The sequence below is a fragment of the Variovorax sp. AC103 genome, from assembly GCF_979254005.1.
Genome location: NZ_CEEDFC010000022.1, coordinates 18,891 through 37,261 on the forward strand (window position 1 = coordinate 18,891; position 18,371 = coordinate 37,261).

19 protein-coding genes are annotated in these 18,371 nt (G+C 66.9%); 10 read left to right on the forward strand and 9 right to left on the reverse strand.

The genetic code is table 11. The annotated features are described in order from the left end of the window. Position 1: 1 nt before the first annotated feature. The 7 genes from AC0IYU_RS26435 to AC0IYU_RS26465 all read right to left on the reverse strand — a co-directional run bounded on the left by AC0IYU_RS26435 (position 2) and on the right by AC0IYU_RS26465 (position 5,261). Complete coding sequence (locus tag AC0IYU_RS26435) at positions 2-751, reverse strand: helix-turn-helix transcriptional regulator (protein WP_472123106.1); 750 nt, start codon at positions 749-751, stop codon at positions 2-4. A gap of 46 nt (positions 752-797) precedes the next feature. Then, on the reverse strand, positions 798-1,247 hold the full coding sequence (locus AC0IYU_RS26440; protein ID WP_472123109.1) for a GyrI-like domain-containing protein: 450 nt from the start codon (positions 1,245-1,247) through the stop codon (positions 798-800). 22 nt (positions 1,248-1,269) lie between these two features. After that, entirely contained in the window at positions 1,270-1,719 is a 450-nt protein-coding gene (locus tag AC0IYU_RS26445) for an EVE domain-containing protein (RefSeq protein ID WP_472123112.1), read from the reverse strand. Positions 1,720-1,725: 6 nt separating this feature from the next. Further along, the gene (locus AC0IYU_RS26450; RefSeq protein ID WP_472123115.1) at positions 1,726-2,100 is read right to left on the reverse strand and encodes a VOC family protein; all 375 of its coding nucleotides are present in this window, start codon (positions 2,098-2,100) and stop codon (positions 1,726-1,728) included. Positions 2,101-2,252: 152 nt separating this feature from the next. Continuing rightward, positions 2,253-4,040 (reverse strand): PhoH family protein, encoded by a 1,788-nt coding sequence (locus AC0IYU_RS26455; RefSeq protein ID WP_472123117.1) that lies wholly within the window; start codon positions 4,038-4,040, stop codon positions 2,253-2,255. Positions 4,041-4,249: 209 nt separating this feature from the next. Then, positions 4,250-4,726 (reverse strand): peroxiredoxin, encoded by a 477-nt coding sequence (locus AC0IYU_RS26460; RefSeq protein WP_007830801.1) that lies wholly within the window; start codon positions 4,724-4,726, stop codon positions 4,250-4,252. 151 nt (positions 4,727-4,877) lie between these two features. Further along, positions 4,878-5,261, reverse strand: coding sequence for an Mth938-like domain-containing protein (locus AC0IYU_RS26465; RefSeq protein ID WP_435483727.1), 384 nt, complete (start codon positions 5,259-5,261; stop codon positions 4,878-4,880). A gap of 134 nt (positions 5,262-5,395) precedes the next feature. Between AC0IYU_RS26465 and AC0IYU_RS26470 the strand changes: the two genes are divergently transcribed. From AC0IYU_RS26470 to AC0IYU_RS26500, 7 genes are read left to right on the forward strand one after another with little or no spacing between them, the layout of a single operon-like run. Further along, on the forward strand, positions 5,396-6,628 hold the full coding sequence (locus tag AC0IYU_RS26470) for a pyridoxal phosphate-dependent aminotransferase (protein ID WP_472123120.1): 1,233 nt from the start codon (positions 5,396-5,398) through the stop codon (positions 6,626-6,628). Beyond that, a complete protein-coding gene (locus AC0IYU_RS26475) occupies positions 6,625-7,650 on the forward strand; it encodes a DUF1176 domain-containing protein (RefSeq protein ID WP_472123123.1) in 1,026 nt (341 codons plus the stop codon). The genes AC0IYU_RS26470 and AC0IYU_RS26475 overlap by 4 nt, the downstream gene beginning before the upstream one ends. 23 nt (positions 7,651-7,673) lie before the next feature. Beyond that, complete coding sequence (locus AC0IYU_RS26480) at positions 7,674-8,996, forward strand: homoserine dehydrogenase (protein ID WP_472123126.1); 1,323 nt, start codon at positions 7,674-7,676, stop codon at positions 8,994-8,996. 57 nt (positions 8,997-9,053) lie between these two features. Further along, a complete protein-coding gene (gene thrC / locus AC0IYU_RS26485; protein ID WP_435483394.1) occupies positions 9,054-10,469 on the forward strand; it encodes a threonine synthase in 1,416 nt (471 codons plus the stop codon). An 18-nt stretch (positions 10,470-10,487) separates the two neighbouring features. Further along, on the forward strand, positions 10,488-11,033 hold the full coding sequence (gene mobB, locus AC0IYU_RS26490) for a molybdopterin-guanine dinucleotide biosynthesis protein B (RefSeq protein WP_472123129.1): 546 nt from the start codon (positions 10,488-10,490) through the stop codon (positions 11,031-11,033). Next, positions 11,026-12,321, forward strand: coding sequence for a molybdopterin molybdotransferase MoeA (locus tag AC0IYU_RS26495; RefSeq protein ID WP_472123132.1), 1,296 nt, complete (start codon positions 11,026-11,028; stop codon positions 12,319-12,321). Before mobB ends, AC0IYU_RS26495 begins: the two co-directional genes overlap by 8 nt. Before the next feature lie 5 nt (positions 12,322-12,326). Beyond that, on the forward strand, positions 12,327-12,578 hold the full coding sequence (locus tag AC0IYU_RS26500) for a MoaD/ThiS family protein (RefSeq protein ID WP_472123135.1): 252 nt from the start codon (positions 12,327-12,329) through the stop codon (positions 12,576-12,578). Here AC0IYU_RS26500 and dapA read toward each other — a convergent pair. Then, positions 12,565-13,458 (reverse strand): 4-hydroxy-tetrahydrodipicolinate synthase, encoded by an 894-nt coding sequence (gene dapA / locus AC0IYU_RS26505; protein WP_472123138.1) that lies wholly within the window; start codon positions 13,456-13,458, stop codon positions 12,565-12,567. The genes AC0IYU_RS26500 and dapA overlap by 14 nt on opposite strands. A 256-nt stretch (positions 13,459-13,714) precedes the next feature. On the opposite strand from dapA, the gene AC0IYU_RS26510 reads away from it, so the two are divergent. Beyond that, positions 13,715-14,191 (forward strand): molybdenum cofactor biosynthesis protein MoaE, encoded by a 477-nt coding sequence (locus tag AC0IYU_RS26510; protein WP_435493336.1) that lies wholly within the window; start codon positions 13,715-13,717, stop codon positions 14,189-14,191. 43 nt (positions 14,192-14,234) lie between these two features. Here AC0IYU_RS26510 and AC0IYU_RS26515 read toward each other — a convergent pair whose 3' ends face one another. Further along, on the reverse strand, positions 14,235-15,230 hold the full coding sequence (locus AC0IYU_RS26515; RefSeq protein WP_472123141.1) for a Bug family tripartite tricarboxylate transporter substrate binding protein: 996 nt from the start codon (positions 15,228-15,230) through the stop codon (positions 14,235-14,237). 148 nt (positions 15,231-15,378) lie between these two features. Here AC0IYU_RS26515 and clpB point away from each other — a divergent pair, with 148 nt between their 5' ends. Together clpB and AC0IYU_RS26525 are read left to right on the forward strand one after the other, a co-directional pair. After that, a complete protein-coding gene (gene clpB, locus AC0IYU_RS26520; RefSeq protein ID WP_472123144.1) occupies positions 15,379-18,000 on the forward strand; it encodes an ATP-dependent chaperone ClpB in 2,622 nt (873 codons plus the stop codon). Positions 18,001-18,009: 9 nt separating this feature from the next. Continuing rightward, on the forward strand, positions 18,010-18,348 hold the full coding sequence (locus AC0IYU_RS26525) for a hypothetical protein (protein ID WP_472123147.1): 339 nt from the start codon (positions 18,010-18,012) through the stop codon (positions 18,346-18,348). Positions 18,349-18,371 lie beyond the last annotated feature (23 nt).

Here is an 18,371-nt window from a genome sequence, read left to right on the forward strand (position 1 = left end):
CTCAGCCGACGCTGCTGCCCGACCATGGCGGGGCGCTCGGCGGCTTGAGCGGCACGATCTTTCCCTGCGAGGTCTCTGCCTTCAACTGCCGCAGCATGTCGGCCAGCGTCTTGCCAGGCTCGTCTCGAAAGCGCTCGGGCAGCACGTCGATCGCATCCATGCGGTCCACGCGAAAGCCGCGAAAGTCGTTGCGCAGCTCGCACCAGGTCGACAGCGTCCACACCTTGCCCCAGTAGAAGCAGCCGAGCGGACGCACGGTGCGCTCGCTGGCATCGCCCGACACATCGCGGTAGTGCAGCCGCAGCTTGTTGTGCGACTGCACGGCTTCGCGCAGCGCCTGCAGCCGCGCACGCAGGGCGTCGTCCAGGCCCATGGCCGGCGCGTAGAGCGCCAGCGCCTCCGCGGAGACGCGCGCGGCCGGCGGCAGCACCGAGAGGATCTTTCCCAGCCCGCTCTCGATGTCGCGCGCCAGCGCCGGATCGACCCAGCTCTGCGCAAGCCGCGCCGCGGCCACGAGCGCCGAGGCCTCGTCCTGCGTGAACATCAGCGGCGGCAGCTCGAAGCCCGCGCCGAGCCGGTAACCCACGCCGGCTTCGCCCTCGATGGGCACGCCCTGGTGCTGCAGGTCGGCCACGTCGCGGTACACCGTGCGCTCGGACACCTCCAGGCGCTGCGCCAGGAAGGCGGCCGTGGTGAGCCGGCGCCCGCGGATGAGTTGCACGAGCTGGAAGAGGCGGTCGGCGCGGCGCATCAGCGTGTGCCTGTGAATTCGAATTCGCTGCCGGTCTTCGTGGTGCTCATGAAACTCCGATGTGGATCGCGACCTTGTCCGGTCCTTCATAGGCTTCGAAATCGCTGCGGTAGCTGCGCGCGATGTCCGGGTGCGTCTGGAAATAGTGCCAGATGCGCTGCCAGGTGGCGATCACCATCTGCGGCATTTCGCCCTGGCCGGTGAACACGAGGTAGTCGCCGGCCTCGACGGCCACGCTGTTTGCACCATCGGAAACGGCCACGCCCGCCGTCACGTCGAACGCGCCCTGCGCGTCCGATTCGTAGGCCGAGTAGACGCTGTAGATCCGGGTGTCACGGGTGCGGTGCGGTGTGGATGCATACGTCTCCTCGCCGAAGAAGCGCCGCCACAGCGCCCCTAGACGGGCCGTGTCCGGGGCGTTCTCCTCGCGGTTGGTGGTGCGGACCGTGAGGCCTGCAACCTGGAAGGCGTCTTGGTGTTGGCGGGTCGGTTCCATCTTTTCTTTGTTTCTTTCTTCCTCAGAATGCGAGCATCTTCAGGTCGGCTTTCATGGCCTGGGCGATCAGTTGCATGTCGGCATCCGTGATGTCGAACATGCCGAAGCGAAACTTGTAGCCCCATTGCTTCGGGCTCTCGATGAACGCGAGGCGCTCGATCAGCGGTGCGATGGGCGCCTCGTGCGACGCCGCATAGGCCACGTCGCGGCGCCACGGCACGAAGCCGTTGCCCATGTCGAATTCGTACGGCATGCCGGGCTGCACGATGCCGATCGACACGAAGCTCTGCAGCTTGTCCGTGCCGCTGAACACCGTGGCCGGCGAATAGTAGGCCACGCGGTCGCCCGCTGAAAGTCGCTTGAGCGGGGCGTGCTTGCCGTGGCCGACCTGCATGAAGCCCAGCGGGCGGTGGTCGCGGCCGCGCCGTGCATGCTCGGCGCTGGCCACGGCGATCCAGTTGCGTTGCGCCATGGCCGTTCAGTCCAGCGCGTGCAGGCCGACTTCGTTGCCTTCGGTGTCGCGCATGTGGGCGATGAAGCCCATGCCCGGCGGCAACGCGGACTTCGGTGCCACGATGTGCCCACCGGCCGCCTCGATGCGCGCGAGCACGGCGTCGATGCTGGGCATGCAGTCCAGGTAGATGCGGATGCTGCTGCCGGCGCGCGCGGTGGCACTGGCACCGGCCTGCAGGGCGCCGCCGGTGGCGGGTGCTTCGTAGGGAAACACGGCCAGCGCGTCGCCGCCGAAGTCTTCGCGGCGCAGCTTGCGGGCGAGCACGGTCTCGTAGAAGGCCTGTGCGCGGTCCAGGTCGGCGACCGGAATCTCGAACCAGCTGATGGCGTTCTTGTGCATGGAGGACTCTCTTTCGTTGCTGTTGAAGGAGCCTCGATGGTGCGATCCGCCTCCTGACAGCGTCTTGTCAGTAGCCTGTCGCCGCAGGCGAAAAAAAGCCCGCGGCGCTCCGGGGAGCGTGCGCGGGCCTTGTCGGCGTCGAGGCCGGCGGCTTAGAGCACGTCGCTCGCGAAGTCAGCCAGGCGCGAGCGTTCGCCGCGCGCCAGCGTGATGTGCCCGCCGTGCGGCCACCCCTTGAACTTGTCGACCGCGAAGGTCAGGCCCGAGGAGCCTTCCGTCAGGTAGGGCGTGTCGATCTGTGCCAGGTTGCCCATGCAGATGATCTTGGTGCCCGGGCCCGCGCGCGTGATCAGCGTCTTCATCTGCTTGGGCGTCAGGTTCTGCGCCTCGTCGATGATCACGTACTTGTTCAGGAAGGTGCGCCCGCGCATGAAGTTCATGCTCTTGACCTTGATGCGGCTGCGGATCAGCTCGTTGGTGGCCGCGCGGCCCCATTCGCCGGCACCGCCGCCGTCGCCCTTGGCCAGGAACTCGAGGTTGTCGTCGAGCGCGCCCATCCACGGACCCATCTTTTCTTCTTCGGTGCCGGGCAGGAACCCGATGTCCTCGCCCACGCTCACCGTCGCGCGGGTCATGATGATCTCAGTGTAGCGGCGGTCGTCGAGCACCTGCGTGAGGCCGGAGGCCAGCGCCATCAGGGTCTTGCCGGTGCCGGCCGTGCCGGTCAGCGTAACGAAGTCGATATCCGGGTCCATCAGCAGGTTCATCGCGAAGTTCTGCTCGCGGTTGCGCGTGTTCACGCCCCACACCGCGTTCTTGCCCGAGCTGTAGTCCTTGAGCGTCTTGAGCACCGCGGTCTTGTCGCGGATCTCGGTGACGCGTGCGTACATGCTCGGCTCGCCCGGCGCCTCGAAGAAGACGAACTGGTTGATGTACAGGTTGGGCACGATCGGGCCGCTGATCCGGTAGAACGTGTTGCTGCCGCTCTGCCAGCTTTCGACCGTCTTGCTCTGGCGCGTCCAGAAGTCGGGCGGCAGGGCAAGCGAACCGGCATAGAGCAGGTCGCCGTCTTCCAGCGTCTTGTCGTTCTGGTAGTCGTCGGCAGCCAGGCCCAGCGCGCGGGCCTTGACGCGCATGTTGATGTCCTTCGACACCAGCACCACTTCCTGCTTCGGCCTGCCTGGGCGGTCCTTGGCGTACTCGTCGCGCAGCGCGTGCACCACGCCGAGGATCTGGTTGTCGGCCTTGCCCTGGGGCAGGCTGATCGGCAGCGAGTAGTCGAGCGGGGCGGTCTGGAAGAACAGCCGGCCGCCCGCTTCACGGTGGCCTGTGGTGTCGAGCTTCAGGCCCTTGTCGATGTCTGCATCTTGTGCACCGGCCAGCGCGTCGAGCGTGCGGCTGGTCTGGCGGCCGTTGCGCGCGACCTCGGTGGTGCCTTTCTTGTGGCCGTCGAGCTCTTCGAGCACGATCATCGGCAGAAAGATGTCGTGCTCCTCGAAGCGGAACAGGCACATCGGGTCGTGCAGCAGCACGTTGGTGTCGAGCACGAACAGCTTGGCAGGGCCTGTGGATTTGCTGCGCTTGGGGCGTGCCGGGGCTTGCGGTGCCGCGGCCGGTGCCTGAATCACGGGAGCCGCCGTTGGGACCCGGGTCTCGACCTGGATGGCGGCGGGGGGCTGCTGCGGCGCGGCGACGGGGACAGGCGCGGAGACCGGTTTCGATTTGGCGCGGCGGGGAGGGCGTGCGCCTTCGCTGCCGCCGCCGCCTTCCGTGCCGAGGTTATCGAACAGTTCCAGCGGCTGCGGTCCGCTCTGCGCGGAGGCTTCGGCGCGCGAATCGCCAGCGCGGCGCGAACCCCTGTGCGAGGGCCGTGCGGGCGCATCGATCGCGTCCGGCGAGAGCAATGCAGCGCGTTTCGTGGGGGCGGGAGGCAATGGCATGTGTCAGGTCGCTCGCAGAAAGTGGGAACCAGAAAACGAAAAAGCCGCCTGTAGACCAAGGCGGCTTTGTTCGGGGGATGCGGTCGTGGAGCTCAACGGCATGAAGCCATTATGCACACCCCGGATGACGCGTCGAAGGCTCTTTACGCGCCGCGTGGGGCATTCCCCACGTCGCGACGCAAAAGGGCTGCCAGCGCCTTGTGCAATGCTCAGGCGGCCTTCTTGAGGGCCTTGACGGCCTTGAGCACGTCGTCGACATGGCCCGGCACCTTGAGTCCGCGCCATTCGGCCTTCAGGATGCCGTCAGCGCCGATCAGGAAGGTGCTGCGCTCGATGCCCTTGACCTTCTTGCCGTACATGATCTTGTTCTTGACCACGCCGAACATGTGGCACATTTTTTCTTCGGTGTCGGCAATGAGCTCGAAAGGGAGTTCGAGCTTCGCCTTGAACTCGTCATGCGACTTCATGTTGTCGCGCGACACGCCGAAGACCGTGGCGCCTGCCTTTTCGAAGTCCTTGTAACGGTCGCGGAATTGCATCGCTTCGGTCGTGCAGCCCGGAGTGTTATCTTTCGGGTAAAAGTACATGACCAGCACGTGGCCGAGATGCGAAGTATTCGAGACCTTCAGGCCGCCCGTGGCGTTGGCGTCGAATTCAGGAATGGGTTTGTTGACAACGATCGCCATGAAACTTGTTTTCTCCGTTAGATTCAGTCCTCCGAGCCCTCTCGAACCGTTTTCAGACGGTGCTTGCTCGAAGAATGAAGGATTGGTCGTTGCTAACTTTGGGGTAGCGGGCCGGTTCGCAACCTAGTATTTTACCCCGAAAACGCCTGCCTCAGCCGCCCGCCGGACTCTCGACGAGCAGAGCGGCGATCACGTGCCTGCCTTCGCCGGCCAGGATGTTGTAGGTTCGGCAGGCCGCCGCGGTGTCCATGGTCTCCACGCCGGTGCGTTGCGCCATCAGGGGCTGCAGCCAGGCGGGTTGGGGAAAGCGGATGCGGTTTCCGCTGCCGAAGATGATCAATTCGGCACCCAGCGACGCCAGCTGCGCGAAATGTTCGGCGCCGATCTGGTCGAAGCTCGAACAATTCCATTCGAACCGCTCGCCGTGCGAGCCGACCACGACGCTGCCCTCGACCTTTTCATTGTTGATGGCCACCCATCCGGGGCCATGTGCGGTGAGGGATTGGGCGTCGGATTTGTCGGGCTGGAGCTTCATCGGTGCACTGGGAACTGTGGTCAAATTATAGGTTTTCCCCAGCGTCACGAGGCCCGCAAGGGCTTTTTTCGGAGCCAGCCAGCTGGCGGCAACTCCGAGCAAGCAACCCGTTAACCCGCGCCCGGGAGGGCCCTTTGAAGCAGCTCAAGAAATCGGCCAAGCTGGCCAACGTTCTCTACGACATCCGCGGGCCCATCATGGACGCCGCCAAGCAGATGGAAGAGGACGGCCAGAAGATCATCAAGCTCAACATCGGCAACCTCGCCGTGTTCGGCTTCGATGCCCCCGAGGAAATCCAGCAGGACATGATCCGCAACCTGCCGAACTCGGCCGGTTACTCCGACAGCAAGGGGGTCTTCGCCGCGCGCAAGGCGGTGATGCACGAGACGCAGAAGCAGGGCATCGCGGGCGTCACCCTCGACGACATCTACCTGGGCAACGGCGCCAGCGAGCTGATTGCCATGTCCACCAACGCGCTGCTCGACGACGGCGACGAGCTGCTGCTGCCGGCGCCCGACTACCCGCTGTGGACCGCCTCCACGAGCCTGTCGGGCGGCACTCCGGTGCACTACCTCTGCGACGAGGCCAACGGCTGGATGCCCGACCTCGACGACATCCGCGCCAAGATCACGCCGCGCACCAAGGGCATCGTGGTCATCAATCCGAACAATCCGACCGGCGCGCTGTATTCCGACGCGCTGCTCAAGAGCATCGTGGCCATCGCGCGCGAGCACGGCCTGGTGATCTTCGCCGACGAGGTGTACGACAAGGTGCTGTACGACGGCGTCAAGCACACCGCCATCGCCAGCCTGTCGAGCGACGTGCTCACGCTGACCTTCAATTCGCTTTCCAAGAGCTACCGTTCCTGCGGCTACCGCGCCGGCTGGCTCGTGGTGTCGGGCGACAAGCGCAGCGCGCAGGACTACATCGAGGGCCTGAACATGCTCTCGAACATGCGCCTGTGCGCCAACGTGCCCGGCCAGTGGGCCATCCAGACGGCGCTGGGCGGTTACCAGAGCATCAACGACCTGGTGTGCGACGGCGGGCGCCTGCGCCGCCAGCGCGACCTGGCCTACGAGCTGATCACCGCCATTCCGGGCGTGAGCTGCGTCAAGCCCAGCGCTGCGCTCTACATGTTTCCCAAGCTCGACCCCGAGGTCTACCCGATCGAGGACGACCGCCAGTTCTTCCTCGAGCTGCTGAAGGAAACCCGCGTGATGCTGGTGCAGGGCACCGGCTTCAACTGGGCCACCCCGGACCACTTCCGCATCGTGTTCCTGCCCCACGAGGACGACCTGCGCGAGGCCATCAACCGCATCGCGAAGTTCCTGGAGCAGTACCGCTTGCGCCGCAAGACGGGCTCATGAGATCCGCTTGCGTCGCTGCCGCGCTGTCGCTTGCCGCATGGGCTGCCGCGGCGGCCGACAAGGAGCCTGTTTCCTTCTCGCACGACGACTGGGAACTGGCCTGCGACAACACGCGCACCTGCCGTGCCGCCGGTTACCAGCTGGACGGCGGGGAAGGGGAACTGGTGTCGATGCTCATCACCCGCAAGGCCGGGCCCGGCACCGCAGTGGGCATCGAACTGCAGATCGGCGGTGAAGACGACGTCAAGGGCCCGGTGCGCCTCAAGGTCGGCAAGGCCACGGTACCTGGTCTGGACGGCGGCTCCGCCAGCCTCGACGACAGCCAGGTTCGCACGGTGCTCCCCGAGCTCCTGAAGAGCGACGATGCCACGCTTGCTGCCGGCAGCAAGAAGTGGACGCTGTCGCTGGCCGGCCTCAACGCCGTGCTGCTCAAGATGGACGAAGCCCAGGGCCGCATCGGCACGCCGGGCGCGCTGGTGCGCCGCGGTAGCAGGGCTGAACAGTCGGTGCTGCCTGCGCTGCCGGTGCCTGTCGTCAACGCGGTCAAGCCCGCCAAGGCGCGCCCCGGCGACGACGCCCTGGCGGCGCGCATCTTTCCCTCTCTCAAGTTGAGCGAAGCCGACGGCCCTTGCAACAACATGGATGCGGTGCAGGCCAATTCGCTTCAGGTCCACCGCCTGACCGACAGCAAGGTGCTTTTGTCGCTCGAATGCAGCGTGGGGGCTTACAACTCCACCAGCCAGCTCTGGATCGCCAACGACAAGCCGCCCTATGCGCCATCGGCCCTCGAAGCCAACGGCGATTTCGACGAGAAGGACGCCAGCGTCTCCTCGGTCATGAAGGTCCGCGGCGTCGGCGACTGCGTGGCGACCGAAACCTGGCACTACAACGGCCGCGACTTCGTGCGCACCGGCGCAACGATCGACCGCATGTGCCGTGGCTTCCCCGGCGGCGCCTGGAACCTGCCCCGCTACGTCAGCCGCGTCGTGAGCGCACCGTCCGCCACCCCATCCAAACCATGAACGCCATGAGCGCGACTTTCCCAATGAATCCCATCCAAGTAGGCCTGCTCGGCGCAGGCACGGTCGGCAGCGGCACCTTCAAGGTGCTCCAGCGCAACCAGGAAGAAATCAAGCGCCGCGCCGGCCGCGGCATCGAGATCACCATGGTGGCCGACCTCGACACCGCCCGCGCCCGCGAAGTGGCCGGCGAAGGCGTCAAGGTGGTGGCCGATGCGCGCGAAGTCATCGCCAACCCCGACATCGACATCGTCATCGAGCTGATCGGCGGCTACGGCATTGCTAAGCAGCTCGTGCTCGAAGCCATTGCGGCCGGCAAGCACGTGGTCACCGCCAACAAGGCGCTGCTCGCGGTGCACGGCACCGAGATCTTCGCGGCCGCGCACGCCAAGGGCGTGATGGTGGCCTTCGAGGCCGCGGTGGCCGGCGGCATCCCGATCATCAAGGCGCTGCGCGAAGGCCTCACGGCCAACAGCATCCAGTGGCTGGCCGGCATCATCAACGGCACCACCAACTTCATCCTGTCCGAGATGCGCGACAAGGGCCTGGACTTCGCGACCGTGCTGAAGGAAGCCCAGCGCCTGGGCTACGCCGAAGCCGACCCGACCTTCGACATCGAAGGCGTGGACGCCGGCCACAAGGTCACGCTGATGAGCGCCATCGCCTTCGGCATTCCGGTGCAGTTCGACAAGGCCCACATCGAGGGCATCACCAAGCTCGCCGCGCAGGACATCAAGTACGCCGAACAGCTCGGCTACCGCATCAAGCTGCTGGGCATCACCAAGCGCACCGCCCAGGGCATCGAGCTGCGCGTGCATCCGTCGCTGGTGCCGTCCAAGCGGCTGCTGGCCAACGTCGAAGGCGCGATGAACGCGGTGGTGGTGCACGGCGACGCAGTGGGCACCACGCTGTACTACGGCAAGGGCGCCGGCAGCGAGCCGACGGCCAGCGCCGTGATTGCCGACCTGGTCGACATCACCCGACTGCACACCGCCGACACCGCGCACCGCGTGCCGCACCTGGCCTTCCATCCCGACGCCATGAGCGACCTCAAGGTGCTGCCGATGACCGAGGTCGTCACCAGCTACTACCTGCGCCTGCGCGTGGCCGACCAGGCCGGCGTGCTCGCCAAGGTGACGGGCCTGCTGGCCACCGCCGGCATCAGCATCGACGCCGTGCTGCAGCGCGAAGCCGACGAAGTGGGCGGCGAAGGCTCCACGCAGACCGACCTCATCATCCTCACGCACGATGCGCGCGAAGGCACTGTCAACGACGTGCTGGCCGAGCTGCAGGCACTGCCCACGGTGCTGGAGCCCATTGTTCGCATCCGCAAGGAAGAGCTGTCCTGAGGGGCAGCCTGCGAACTTCATCCATCGAACATTGAACCGGTACAACAGGACCATCGCGTGAACTACCTGAGCACCCGCGGCCACCCCGACCGCAAGCGCTTTTGCGAAATCCTTCTCGAAGGCCTGGCGCCTGACGGCGGCCTCTACCTGCCGGCGCACTATCCGCAGGTCGACACCGCCACGCTCGCCAGGTGGCGCGCGCTGCCTTACGCCGAGCTGGCCTTCGAGATCCTCTCGCTCTACATCGACGACATTCCGCCGGCCGACCTGAAGGCGATCTGCGCGAAGACCTACACCGCCGAGGTGTTCGGCTCCGACGAGATCGTGCCGCTGCGCGAGCTCGAGGACGGCGTGTACCTCGAAGCACTGTCCAACGGCCCCACGCTGGCCTTCAAGGACATGGCGATGCAGCTGCTGGGCAACCTGTTCGAGTACGAACTGGCGCGCCGCGGCGCGGAGCTCAACATCCTGGGCGCGACCAGCGGCGACACCGGCAGCGCGGCCGAGTACGCGATGCGCGGCAAGAAGGGCGTGCGCGTCTTCATGACCTCGCCCGACGGCCGCATGAGCCCGTTCCAGCAGGCGCAGATGTTCAGCCTGCAGGACGAGAACATCCACAACATCGCCATCACCGGCGTGTTCGACGACTGCCAGGACATCGTGAAGGCGGTGTCCAACGACCTGGGCTTCAAGCGCAAGTACCGCATCGGCACCGTCAATTCGATCAACTGGGCGCGGCTGCTCGCGCAGGTCGTTTACTACTTCGCGGGCTATTTCCAGGCCACGGCGAGCAACGACAAGCCGGTGAGCTTCACCGTGCCCTCGGGCAACTTCGGCAACGTCTGCGCGGGCCACGTGGCGCGCATGATGGGCCTGCCCATCCAGACGCTGGTGGTCGCCACCAACGAGAACGACGTGCTCGACGAGTTCTTCCGCACCGGCATCTACCGCGTGCGCGGCGCGGTCGACACGCACGAAACATCGAGTCCGTCAATGGACATCAGCAAGGCCAGCAACTTCGAGCGCTTCGTGTTCGACCTGGTGGGCCGCGACGCCGCCCGGCTGCGCCAGCTGTTCGTGGAAGACCTGGGCCTGCAAGGCAGCTTCGACCTGAGCGCCGACCCGGCGTTCAAGCAGGCCGCCGAACGCTTCGGCTTCAAGAGCGGCCGCAGCACGCACGCCGACCGCCTGGCGACCATCCGCGACACCGAGAAGCGCTTTGCCACGCTGGTCGATCCGCACACCGCCGACGGCCTGAAGGCCGCACGCGAGCAGCTCGCACCCGGCGTGCCGATGGTGGTGCTCGAAACCGCGTTGCCGATCAAGTTCGCCGCCACGCTGGTCGAGGCGCTGGGCGAGGAGCCCGAGCGGCCGAAGCGGTTCGAGGGCATCGAGGCGCTGCCCAAGCGCGTCGTCAAGCTGCCGGCCGACGCCGAGGCCGTGAAGGCCTACATCGCACAGAACTGTGATTGATCACGTCCGGGCCCTCGCATGAAGGTCGTCGGCTTCGCGGGCTATTCGGGCGCGGGCAAGACCACGCTGCTGGAGCGCCTGATCCCCGCGCTCAAGCGGCGCGGGCAGCGCGTGTCGGTGGTCAAGCATGCGCACCACAAGTTCGACATCGACCATCCGGGCAAGGACACGTACCGCCACCGCGAGGCGGGTGCCTTCGAGGTCGTCGTCGCCTCCGACAAGCGGCTGGCCGTGATGCGCGAGTTCGAATTCCCCGTGGAGCTCAGCGTGCACCAGTTGCTGGCCGAGGTGCACCCGGCCGCCGACTGGGTGCTGGTCGAGGGCTTCCGGCACAGCGACGTGCTGAAGATCGAAGTCTGGCGTCGGCCCGAGGGCGACGAGCCGTCGCGCCCGGTGCTCTACACCGACGATCCTTTCGTCACCGCCGTGGCCACGGACGACCCGGCCGGCCTGCCCGTGCCCACCGAGCGCCCGCTGTTCGACCTCAACGACGCCGAGGCCATTGCGAAGTGGTTGATCGACAGCGGCGACCGCTTCGAATACAACCCCGAACACCATGGCTGACACACCTGTTCCTCCCGTTCCTTTCGCTGCCTCTTCCTTGCGCCCGCCGTTGATGCCGCTCGACGAGGCCATCGCCGTCCTGCTCGCCAGGGCGCAGCCGACGCTGCCCGCCGAGAGCGTCGCCACCTTCGAGGCCGACGGCCGCGTGCTGGCGCAGGACCTCGTGTCCGGCCTGACCGTGCCGCCGCGGGACAACAGCGCGATGGACGGCTACGCCGTGCGCGTGGCCGACTGCGCCGCGCCGGGGGCCGAGCTGGCCGTGGCGCAGCGCATTCCCGCGGGCACCGTGGGCACGCCGCTCGCGGCCGGCACCGCGGCGCGCATCTTCACGGGGGCGCAGGTCCCCGAGGGCGCCGACGCCGTCGTGATGCAGGAAGACACCGCCGCCACGCCGCAGGAAGGCAGCCTGGGCTCGGTTCGCATCGCCATCGTTCCGGCGGCGGGCCAATGGGTGCGACGCGCGGGCGAAGACGTGGCGTCGGGCGACGTGGTGCTCAAGCAGGGCGAACGCCTCACGCCCGCCGCGCTCGGCCTGGCGGCCAGCGTCGGCTTTCACAAGCTGCAGGTGGCCCGCAAGCCGCGCGTGGCCATGCTCTCCACCGGCGACGAACTGGTGATGCCCGGCGAAGTGGCGCCCGACGCCATGAAGCCCGGCGCCATCTACAACTCCAACCGCTTCTTCATGCGCGCCTTGCTGCACCGCCTGGGCTGCGAGGTGAACGACCTGGGCATCGTGCCCGACGACCGCGAAGCCACCATCGCGGCGCTGCGCGAGGCGGCCGAGAGCAGCGACCTGATCATCACGACCGGCGGTGTTTCCGTCGGCGAGGAAGACCACATCCGCGCCGCGCTGCAGTCGCTCGGCGAGCTTCAGCTGTGGTCGCTGTCGATGAAACCCGGCAAGCCCTTCGCCTATGGTTCCATCGCGCGCAGCAACGGGCAGGGCGCCTGCCACGTGACCGGGCTGCCCGGCAACCCTGTGTCGAGTTTCCTGACCTTCCTGATGCTGGTACGGCCCTTCCTGCTGAGCTTGCAGGGTGCCACGCGCGTGACGCCCGAGGCCGTGCAGATGCGCGCCGACTTCGACTGGCTGCGCGCCGACAAGCGCCGCGAGTTCCTGCGCGCGCGGCGCAACGCGGCGGGCGGGCTCGAACTGTTCGGCAACCAGAGCTCGGGGGTGCTGACCTCGATGGTCTGGGGCGACGGCGTTGTCGACAACCCGGCTGGGCAAACCATCAGGTCGGGCGACACCGTGAACTTCATTCCCTTCGCCTCGCTGCTCGGCTGAATCGAATGAAAGTCCAGGTTCGTTATTTCGCCTCGGTGCGCGAGGCGCTGGCCCGCAGCGGCGAAAGCGTCGACACGCAAGCCGAAACGCTCGCCGCGCTTCGCGACGAACTCATCGGCCGGGGCGGCTCCTATGCCACCGCGCTCGCGCGCGGCAAGGCGGTGCGCATGGCGCTCGACCAGGCCATGAGCGACGAAGCCGCAGCCCTGCACGACGGCTGTGAAGTCGCCTTCTTCCCGCCCGTCACGGGCGGCTGAGCAGGGCGTCCAGCGCCACGAGGCGCTCGCGCAGGCCGTCGGACGCGCGCGTCATCGGCGAACGCAGCTCGTCGTGCATTTCGCCGGCGTGCGCCAGCAGCGCCTTCACGGGGCCGGGGTTCGGCTCGGCGAACAGGCTGTCCACCAGCGGCTGCAAGGCCTGCCATTCGTCGCGCGCCTGCGCCAACCGGTTCTCCGACAACAGCCGCACCAGCCGCACGAAGCGGCGGGTCTGCACGTTGCCGCTGGCCGCGATGGCACCCACGCCGCCTTCGGCCATCGTGCTGAAGATCTGGTGGTCTTCGCCCGACAGCACCTGCAGCCGGCCGTCGGCGATCACCGCACGTGTCTTGGCCATGTCGCCGCCGCAGTCCTTGATGCCGCGAATGCGCGGGTGCGCGGCCAGCGCCAGCAGCGTGTCGCGCGCGATGGTGACGCCGGTGCGGTAGGGGATGTCGTAGACCAGCACAGGCACCGTGCTGGCATCGGCAATGGCTTGGAACCATTCGAGCAGGCCGCCCTGCGACGGGCGGATGTAGTGCGGTGCTGCCACCAGCAGGCCCGCCAGCGGGCGCTCGCACAGCTTGCGCGCCCAGGCCGTGGCCTTGCCCAGGTGGTAGCCCGAAATGCCCATCACCACCGGCAGGCCGCCGGCTGCGGCCAGCACGGTGTCGAGCACGGCCAGCTGTTCGTCCTCGTCGAGCGCGGCGGCCTCGCCGGTGGAGCCGCAGGGCACGAAGCCGGTCACGCCGTCGGCGGCGAGGCGCCGGGTCAGGGCGGCGAGGGCGTCATGGTCCACCGCGCCGTTGCGGAACGGGGTGACGAGGGCGATCCAGAAGCCTGAGAAATCAGGGACAGTGGGATGGGGTTGTTGCGGCACGCGGGTTTCCTCTCAGGAATCGACCGATGGAAAAAGAACCACCGTCGGATGCGCGCGAAACCCATGAAAGGGCCAAAAAACCTTGGCAGGTTCCGTCGCTCATCCGACGACGGAACCTCGGCTCCGGTCAGACGAGCTTTGGTTTTTTGGCTTTGCTGCCCTGGCACGCGCAACCGCTTCCAGCGTGCGAAAGCACTGAGGAGGGGGTGGCGAGGCAAGGCATCGTCGCAGTCTAGCGCGATGCCACAATTCGGAAATGAGCATTGCGCGTGTTTCGATCCAGACAGCCGATTTCGACCTTTCGCAGGAGGTCGCCGCGTTGCGTGCCGGCGACAAGCGCGTGGGTGCGGTCTGCAGCTTCGTCGGCACCGTGCGGGACCGCAACGACGGCAGCAGCGTCGCGTCGATGGAACTGGAGCACTACCCCGGCATGACCGAGAAGGCCGTCGAGGCCATGATCGACGAAGCGCAGCGGCGCTTCGACATCCTCGGGGCGCGCGTGATCCACCGCGTGGGCCTGCTGCAGCCGCTGGACCAGATCATGATGGTGGCGGTGGTGTCGGCGCACCGCGGCCAGAGCTTCGAGGCCTGCGAGTTCCTGATGGACTACCTCAAGACGCAGGCGCCGTTCTGGAAGAAGGAGCAAACGCCCGAAGGCGCCCGCTGGGTCGATGCGCGCGTGGCCGACGACGCGGCGCTCGCGCGCTGGGGCATCAGCGCCCCGAACGCCTGACACCGCGTTGTTCCCTCTCCCCGAGGGGTGAGGGAGCCAGACATCAAAGGGGCTTGAAGCCGCTGCCCTGGATGATCTTTTCCCAGGCCGCCGTGTACGTGCGCACACGCCCCGCGAACTGCCCCTGCGACTCGTAGCCCACCGTCAGGCCCATCGCCGTGAGTTTCTGCTTCACGTCGGGCATGGCCAGCACCTTCTGCAGCGCCTCGCCGTACTTGTCGATGATCGGCTGCGGCGTGCCCACCGGCGCGAAGATGCCGTAGTAGGGCAGGTCGTCCAGGTTCGCGAAGCCCAGTTCGGTGAATGTCGGCACGTTCGGAATCACGGCCTGGCGCTTGGCGCCGATGGAGGCCACGATGCGCACCTTGCCCGCCTTGTGGTTCTCGATGAAGTCCGGCACCGAGGCGATGCCCGCGGTGATCTGGTTGCCCAGCATGTCGGCCGTCATGGGCGCGCTGCCGCGGTAGGGGGCGGGCTGCACGTCGATCTTGTACTTGTCCGAGATCATCTTCACCAGGAACTCGGGGATCGAGGCCGGCGCCGGAATGCCGATGGTTTCCTTGCCGCCCTTTTGCGTGCGGACCCACTTCACGTACTCGTCCATGGTCTTGGCCGGCGTGCCGCCCGAGACGGCCAGCACGTTGGCGAAGGTGGCAAAGCCGGCCACGGGCACGAAGTCGGTGGCGGGGTTGAAGCCGGGGTTCTTGATGACCTGCGGCAGGATCGAGATGGTGTGGTCGTGCGACAGCAGCAGGGTGTGGCCGTCGGCAGGCGACGACTTCAGCACGGTGGCCGCAATCTGGCCGCCCGCGCCGGCGCGGTTTTCCACCACCACCGGCACGCCCAGCACGTCCTTGAGCTTTTCGCCCAGGGTGCGCGCGATGGCGTCCGTGCCCGCGCCAGCCGGAAAACCGACCAGCAGGCGGACGGGGGTGCCGCTTTGCGCCTGCGCAAGGCCCGACAGGCCCAGGGCGGCTAGAAAGAGGCCGGCGCTGATCGCCCGGCGCACCGGTTGAACGCGCTGCATTGAAAAAACCATGATCGACTCCATTCGAGAGAGAGAAATGCCTACGGGCAGGAAACGGGTCTTGTGCAATACCCGTGCCCAGGCTGCCGTGGTCCGCCTGTCACGGGCAGAACCTTGAATCGTGCCCGAACGGCCCTATTTTGGAAGCAGGAATACCACCATGCGACAAGACAAACTCACCACCAAATTCCAGGAAGCCCTGGGCGACGCCCAGTCGCTCGCGCTGGGCAACGACAACGCCTACATCGAACCAGCCCACCTGCTGGTCGCGATGCTGCGCCAGAACGAAGGGCCGCGCGCATTGCTCGAACGCGCCGGTGTCAATGTGCCAGGCCTTTCCCAGGCCGCCGAGGCTGCCATCAAGAAGCTGGCGCAGGTCCAGGGCGCCGACAGCGTGCAGGTGGGCACCGAACTGGGCAAGCTGCTGCAGGCCACCGAGAAGGAGGCCATCAAGCGCAACGACCAGTTCATTGCCGGCGAGCTCTTTCTGCTGGCGCTGACCGACAGCAAGACCGACATCGGCAATCTCTGCCGTGCGAACGGCATGACGCGCAAGTCGCTCGAGGCGGCCATCGACGCCGTGCGCGGCGGCCAGGGCGTGAACAGCGCCGACGCCGAAGGCCAGCGCGAAGCGCTGAAGAAATACACCACCGACCTCACCGAGCGCGCGCGCCGCGGCAAGCTCGACCCGGTGATCGGGCGCGACGAGGAAATCCGCCGCGCCATCCAGGTGCTGCAACGCCGCACCAAGAACAACCCCGTGCTCATCGGCGAACCCGGCGTGGGCAAGACCGCCATCGTCGAAGGCCTGGCGCAGCGCATCGTCTCGGGCGAGGTGCCCGAATCGCTGAAGGGCAAGCGCGTGCTGTCGCTGGACATGGCCGCGCTGCTGGCCGGTGCCAAGTTCCGCGGCGAGTTCGAGGAGCGCCTGAAGACCGTGCTGAACGAGCTTGCGAAGGACGAGGGCCAGACCATCGTCTTCATCGACGAGCTGCACACCATGGTCGGCGCCGGCAAGGCCGAAGGCGCGATGGACGCGGGCAACATGCTCAAGCCCGCGCTCGCGCGCGGCGAGCTGCACTGCGTGGGCGCCACCACGCTCGATGAATACCGCAAGTACATCGAGAAGGACGCCGCGCTGGAGCGCCGCTTCCAGAAGATCATCGTGGGCGAGCCCAGCGTGGAAGCCACCGTGGCCATCCTGCGCGGCCTGAAGGAAAAGTACGAGGTGCACCACGGCGTGGACATCACCGACCCGGCCATCGTGGCCGCGGCCGAGCTGAGCGACCGCTACATCACCGACCGCTTCCTGCCCGACAAGGCCATCGACCTGATCGACGAGGCCGCGGCCAAGATCAAGATCGAGATGGACTCCAAGCCCGAGGTCATGGACCGGCTCGACCGCCGCCTGATCCAGCTGCAGATCGAGCTGGAGGCCGTGCGCCGCGAGAAGGACGAAGCCTCGCAGAAGCGATTCGGCCTGATCGAGCTCGAGATCGCCAGGCTGCAGAAGGAAATTGCCGACTACGACGAGATCTGGCAGGCCGAGAAGGCGCAGGCCCAGGGCAGCGCCAAGGTGCGCGAGGACATCGACAAGATCAAGTTCCAGATTGCGGAGTCCACCGCCAAGGGCGACTTCAACAAGGTCGCCGAGCTGCAATACGGCCAGCTGCCGGCGCTCGAAAAGCGCCTGAAGGAAGCGCAGGACGCCGAAGCCAGCAAGGGCAAGTCGAGCGCCCCCACGCTGCTGCGCACGCAGGTCGGCGCGGAAGAAATCGCCGAGGTCGTGGCGCGCGCCACCGGCATTCCGGTCGCCAAGCTGATGCAGGGCGAGCGCGACAAGCTGCTCGTGATGGAAGGCAAGCTGCACGAGCGCGTGGTCGGCCAGGACGAGGCCATCGGTGCGGTCGCCAACGCGATCCGCCGTTCGCGCTCGGGCCTGAGTGACCCGAACCGCCCGACCGGCTCGTTCCTGTTCCTCGGCCCCACGGGCGTGGGCAAGACCGAGCTGTGCAAGGCGCTCGCGGGCTTCCTGTTCGACAGCGAAGACCACCTGATCCGCATCGACATGAGCGAGTTCATGGAGAAGCATTCGGTCGCCCGCCTGATCGGCGCGCCGCCGGGCTACGTGGGCTACGAGGAGGGCGGCTACCTGACGGAAGCCGTGCGCCGCAAGCCCTACAGCGTGGTGCTGCTCGACGAGGTCGAGAAGGCCCATCCCGACGTGTTCAACGTGCTGCTGCAGGTGCTGGACGACGGGCGCCTGACCGACGGCCAGGGCCGCACCGTGGACTTCAAGAACACGGTGATCGTGATGACGAGCAACATCGGCTCGCCCATCATCCAGGCCATGGTGGGCCAGCCTTCGGAGGAGATCAAGGAAGCTGTGTGGGACGAGCTGAAGAACTACTTCCGCCCCGAGTTCCTGAACCGCATCGACGAGACGGTGGTGTTCCATGCGCTGGACGCGAAGAACATCGAATCGATCGCCGGGATCCAGCTGAAGGTGCTGACCGCGCGGCTCGCGAAAATGGACCTGGGCCTGCAGGTCTCGCCTGCGGCGCTGGCCGAGATTGCCAAGGTCGGCTTCGACCCGGTGTTCGGTGCGCGTCCGTTGAAGCGCGCCATTCAGCAGCGCATCGAGAACCCGCTCTCGAAGCTGCTGCTGGACGGCAGCTTCGGGCCGAAGGACACGATCGAGGTCAACACCGACCCGATCCAGTCGCCCGGACAGTTCTCGTTCTCCAAGGCCGGGGAACCAACGGCGGCTGCTTCGGCCTAAGCTGGAATGATGAACTTCATTTTTCGGGTCATTCTTCTGCTCCTGGGGCTGGTTTTTGCGGCCAGCCTGGCCGTGGCGGTCACGCTGCTGGCGGCCGTGTGGGGTGTGCGCTACGCCTGGGGGCGTCTCACGGGCAAGCCCGTGACCCCCTGGGTCGCTTCGATGGGCGGACGCTTCAACCCGCGTTCCGGCTTCGACCGGTTTCGCCATGCGGCACAGCCTGCCGAGCCCCAGGCGGCCGACGTGGTCAACGCACGGGCGCGCGGCGAGTCGGTGCGCAGCCCCATCGCCATCGGCCCCGCCAATGACGTGACCGACGTGCGGGCCCGCCCCGTGCGCGGCGACTGAGCGTCGTTGCAGCTTTCGCCCCC

What these genes read in the sequence shown, in the direction of transcription:
- AC0IYU_RS26435 (WP_472123106.1), bottom strand. Translation starts at nt 751, where the DNA reads ATGCGCCGCGCCGACCGCCTCTTCCAGCTCGTGCAACTCATCCGCGGG.
- AC0IYU_RS26440 (WP_472123109.1), bottom strand. Translation starts at nt 1,247, where the DNA reads ATGGAACCGACCCGCCAACACCAAGACGCCTTCCAGGTTGCAGGCCTC.
- AC0IYU_RS26515 (WP_472123141.1), bottom strand. Translation starts at nt 15,230, where the DNA reads ATGGTTTTTTCAATGCAGCGCGTTCAACCGGTGCGCCGGGCGATCAGC.
- AC0IYU_RS26465 (WP_435483727.1), bottom strand. Translation starts at nt 5,261, where the DNA reads ATGAAGCTCCAGCCCGACAAATCCGACGCCCAATCCCTCACCGCACAT.
- clpB (WP_472123144.1), top strand. Translation starts at nt 15,379, where the DNA reads ATGCGACAAGACAAACTCACCACCAAATTCCAGGAAGCCCTGGGCGAC.
- AC0IYU_RS26445 (WP_472123112.1), bottom strand. Translation starts at nt 1,719, where the DNA reads ATGGCGCAACGCAACTGGATCGCCGTGGCCAGCGCCGAGCATGCACGG.
- AC0IYU_RS26475 (WP_472123123.1), top strand. Translation starts at nt 6,625, where the DNA reads ATGAGATCCGCTTGCGTCGCTGCCGCGCTGTCGCTTGCCGCATGGGCT.
- AC0IYU_RS26455 (WP_472123117.1), bottom strand. Translation starts at nt 4,040, where the DNA reads ATGCCATTGCCTCCCGCCCCCACGAAACGCGCTGCATTGCTCTCGCCG.
- AC0IYU_RS26500 (WP_472123135.1), top strand. Translation starts at nt 12,327, where the DNA reads ATGAAAGTCCAGGTTCGTTATTTCGCCTCGGTGCGCGAGGCGCTGGCC.
- AC0IYU_RS26495 (WP_472123132.1), top strand. Translation starts at nt 11,026, where the DNA reads ATGGCTGACACACCTGTTCCTCCCGTTCCTTTCGCTGCCTCTTCCTTG.
- AC0IYU_RS26525 (WP_472123147.1), top strand. Translation starts at nt 18,010, where the DNA reads ATGAACTTCATTTTTCGGGTCATTCTTCTGCTCCTGGGGCTGGTTTTT.
- mobB (WP_472123129.1), top strand. Translation starts at nt 10,488, where the DNA reads ATGAAGGTCGTCGGCTTCGCGGGCTATTCGGGCGCGGGCAAGACCACG.
- AC0IYU_RS26480 (WP_472123126.1), top strand. Translation starts at nt 7,674, where the DNA reads ATGAATCCCATCCAAGTAGGCCTGCTCGGCGCAGGCACGGTCGGCAGC.
- AC0IYU_RS26450 (WP_472123115.1), bottom strand. Translation starts at nt 2,100, where the DNA reads ATGCACAAGAACGCCATCAGCTGGTTCGAGATTCCGGTCGCCGACCTG.
- AC0IYU_RS26510 (WP_435493336.1), top strand. Translation starts at nt 13,715, where the DNA reads ATGAGCATTGCGCGTGTTTCGATCCAGACAGCCGATTTCGACCTTTCG.
- AC0IYU_RS26460 (WP_007830801.1), bottom strand. Translation starts at nt 4,726, where the DNA reads ATGGCGATCGTTGTCAACAAACCCATTCCTGAATTCGACGCCAACGCC.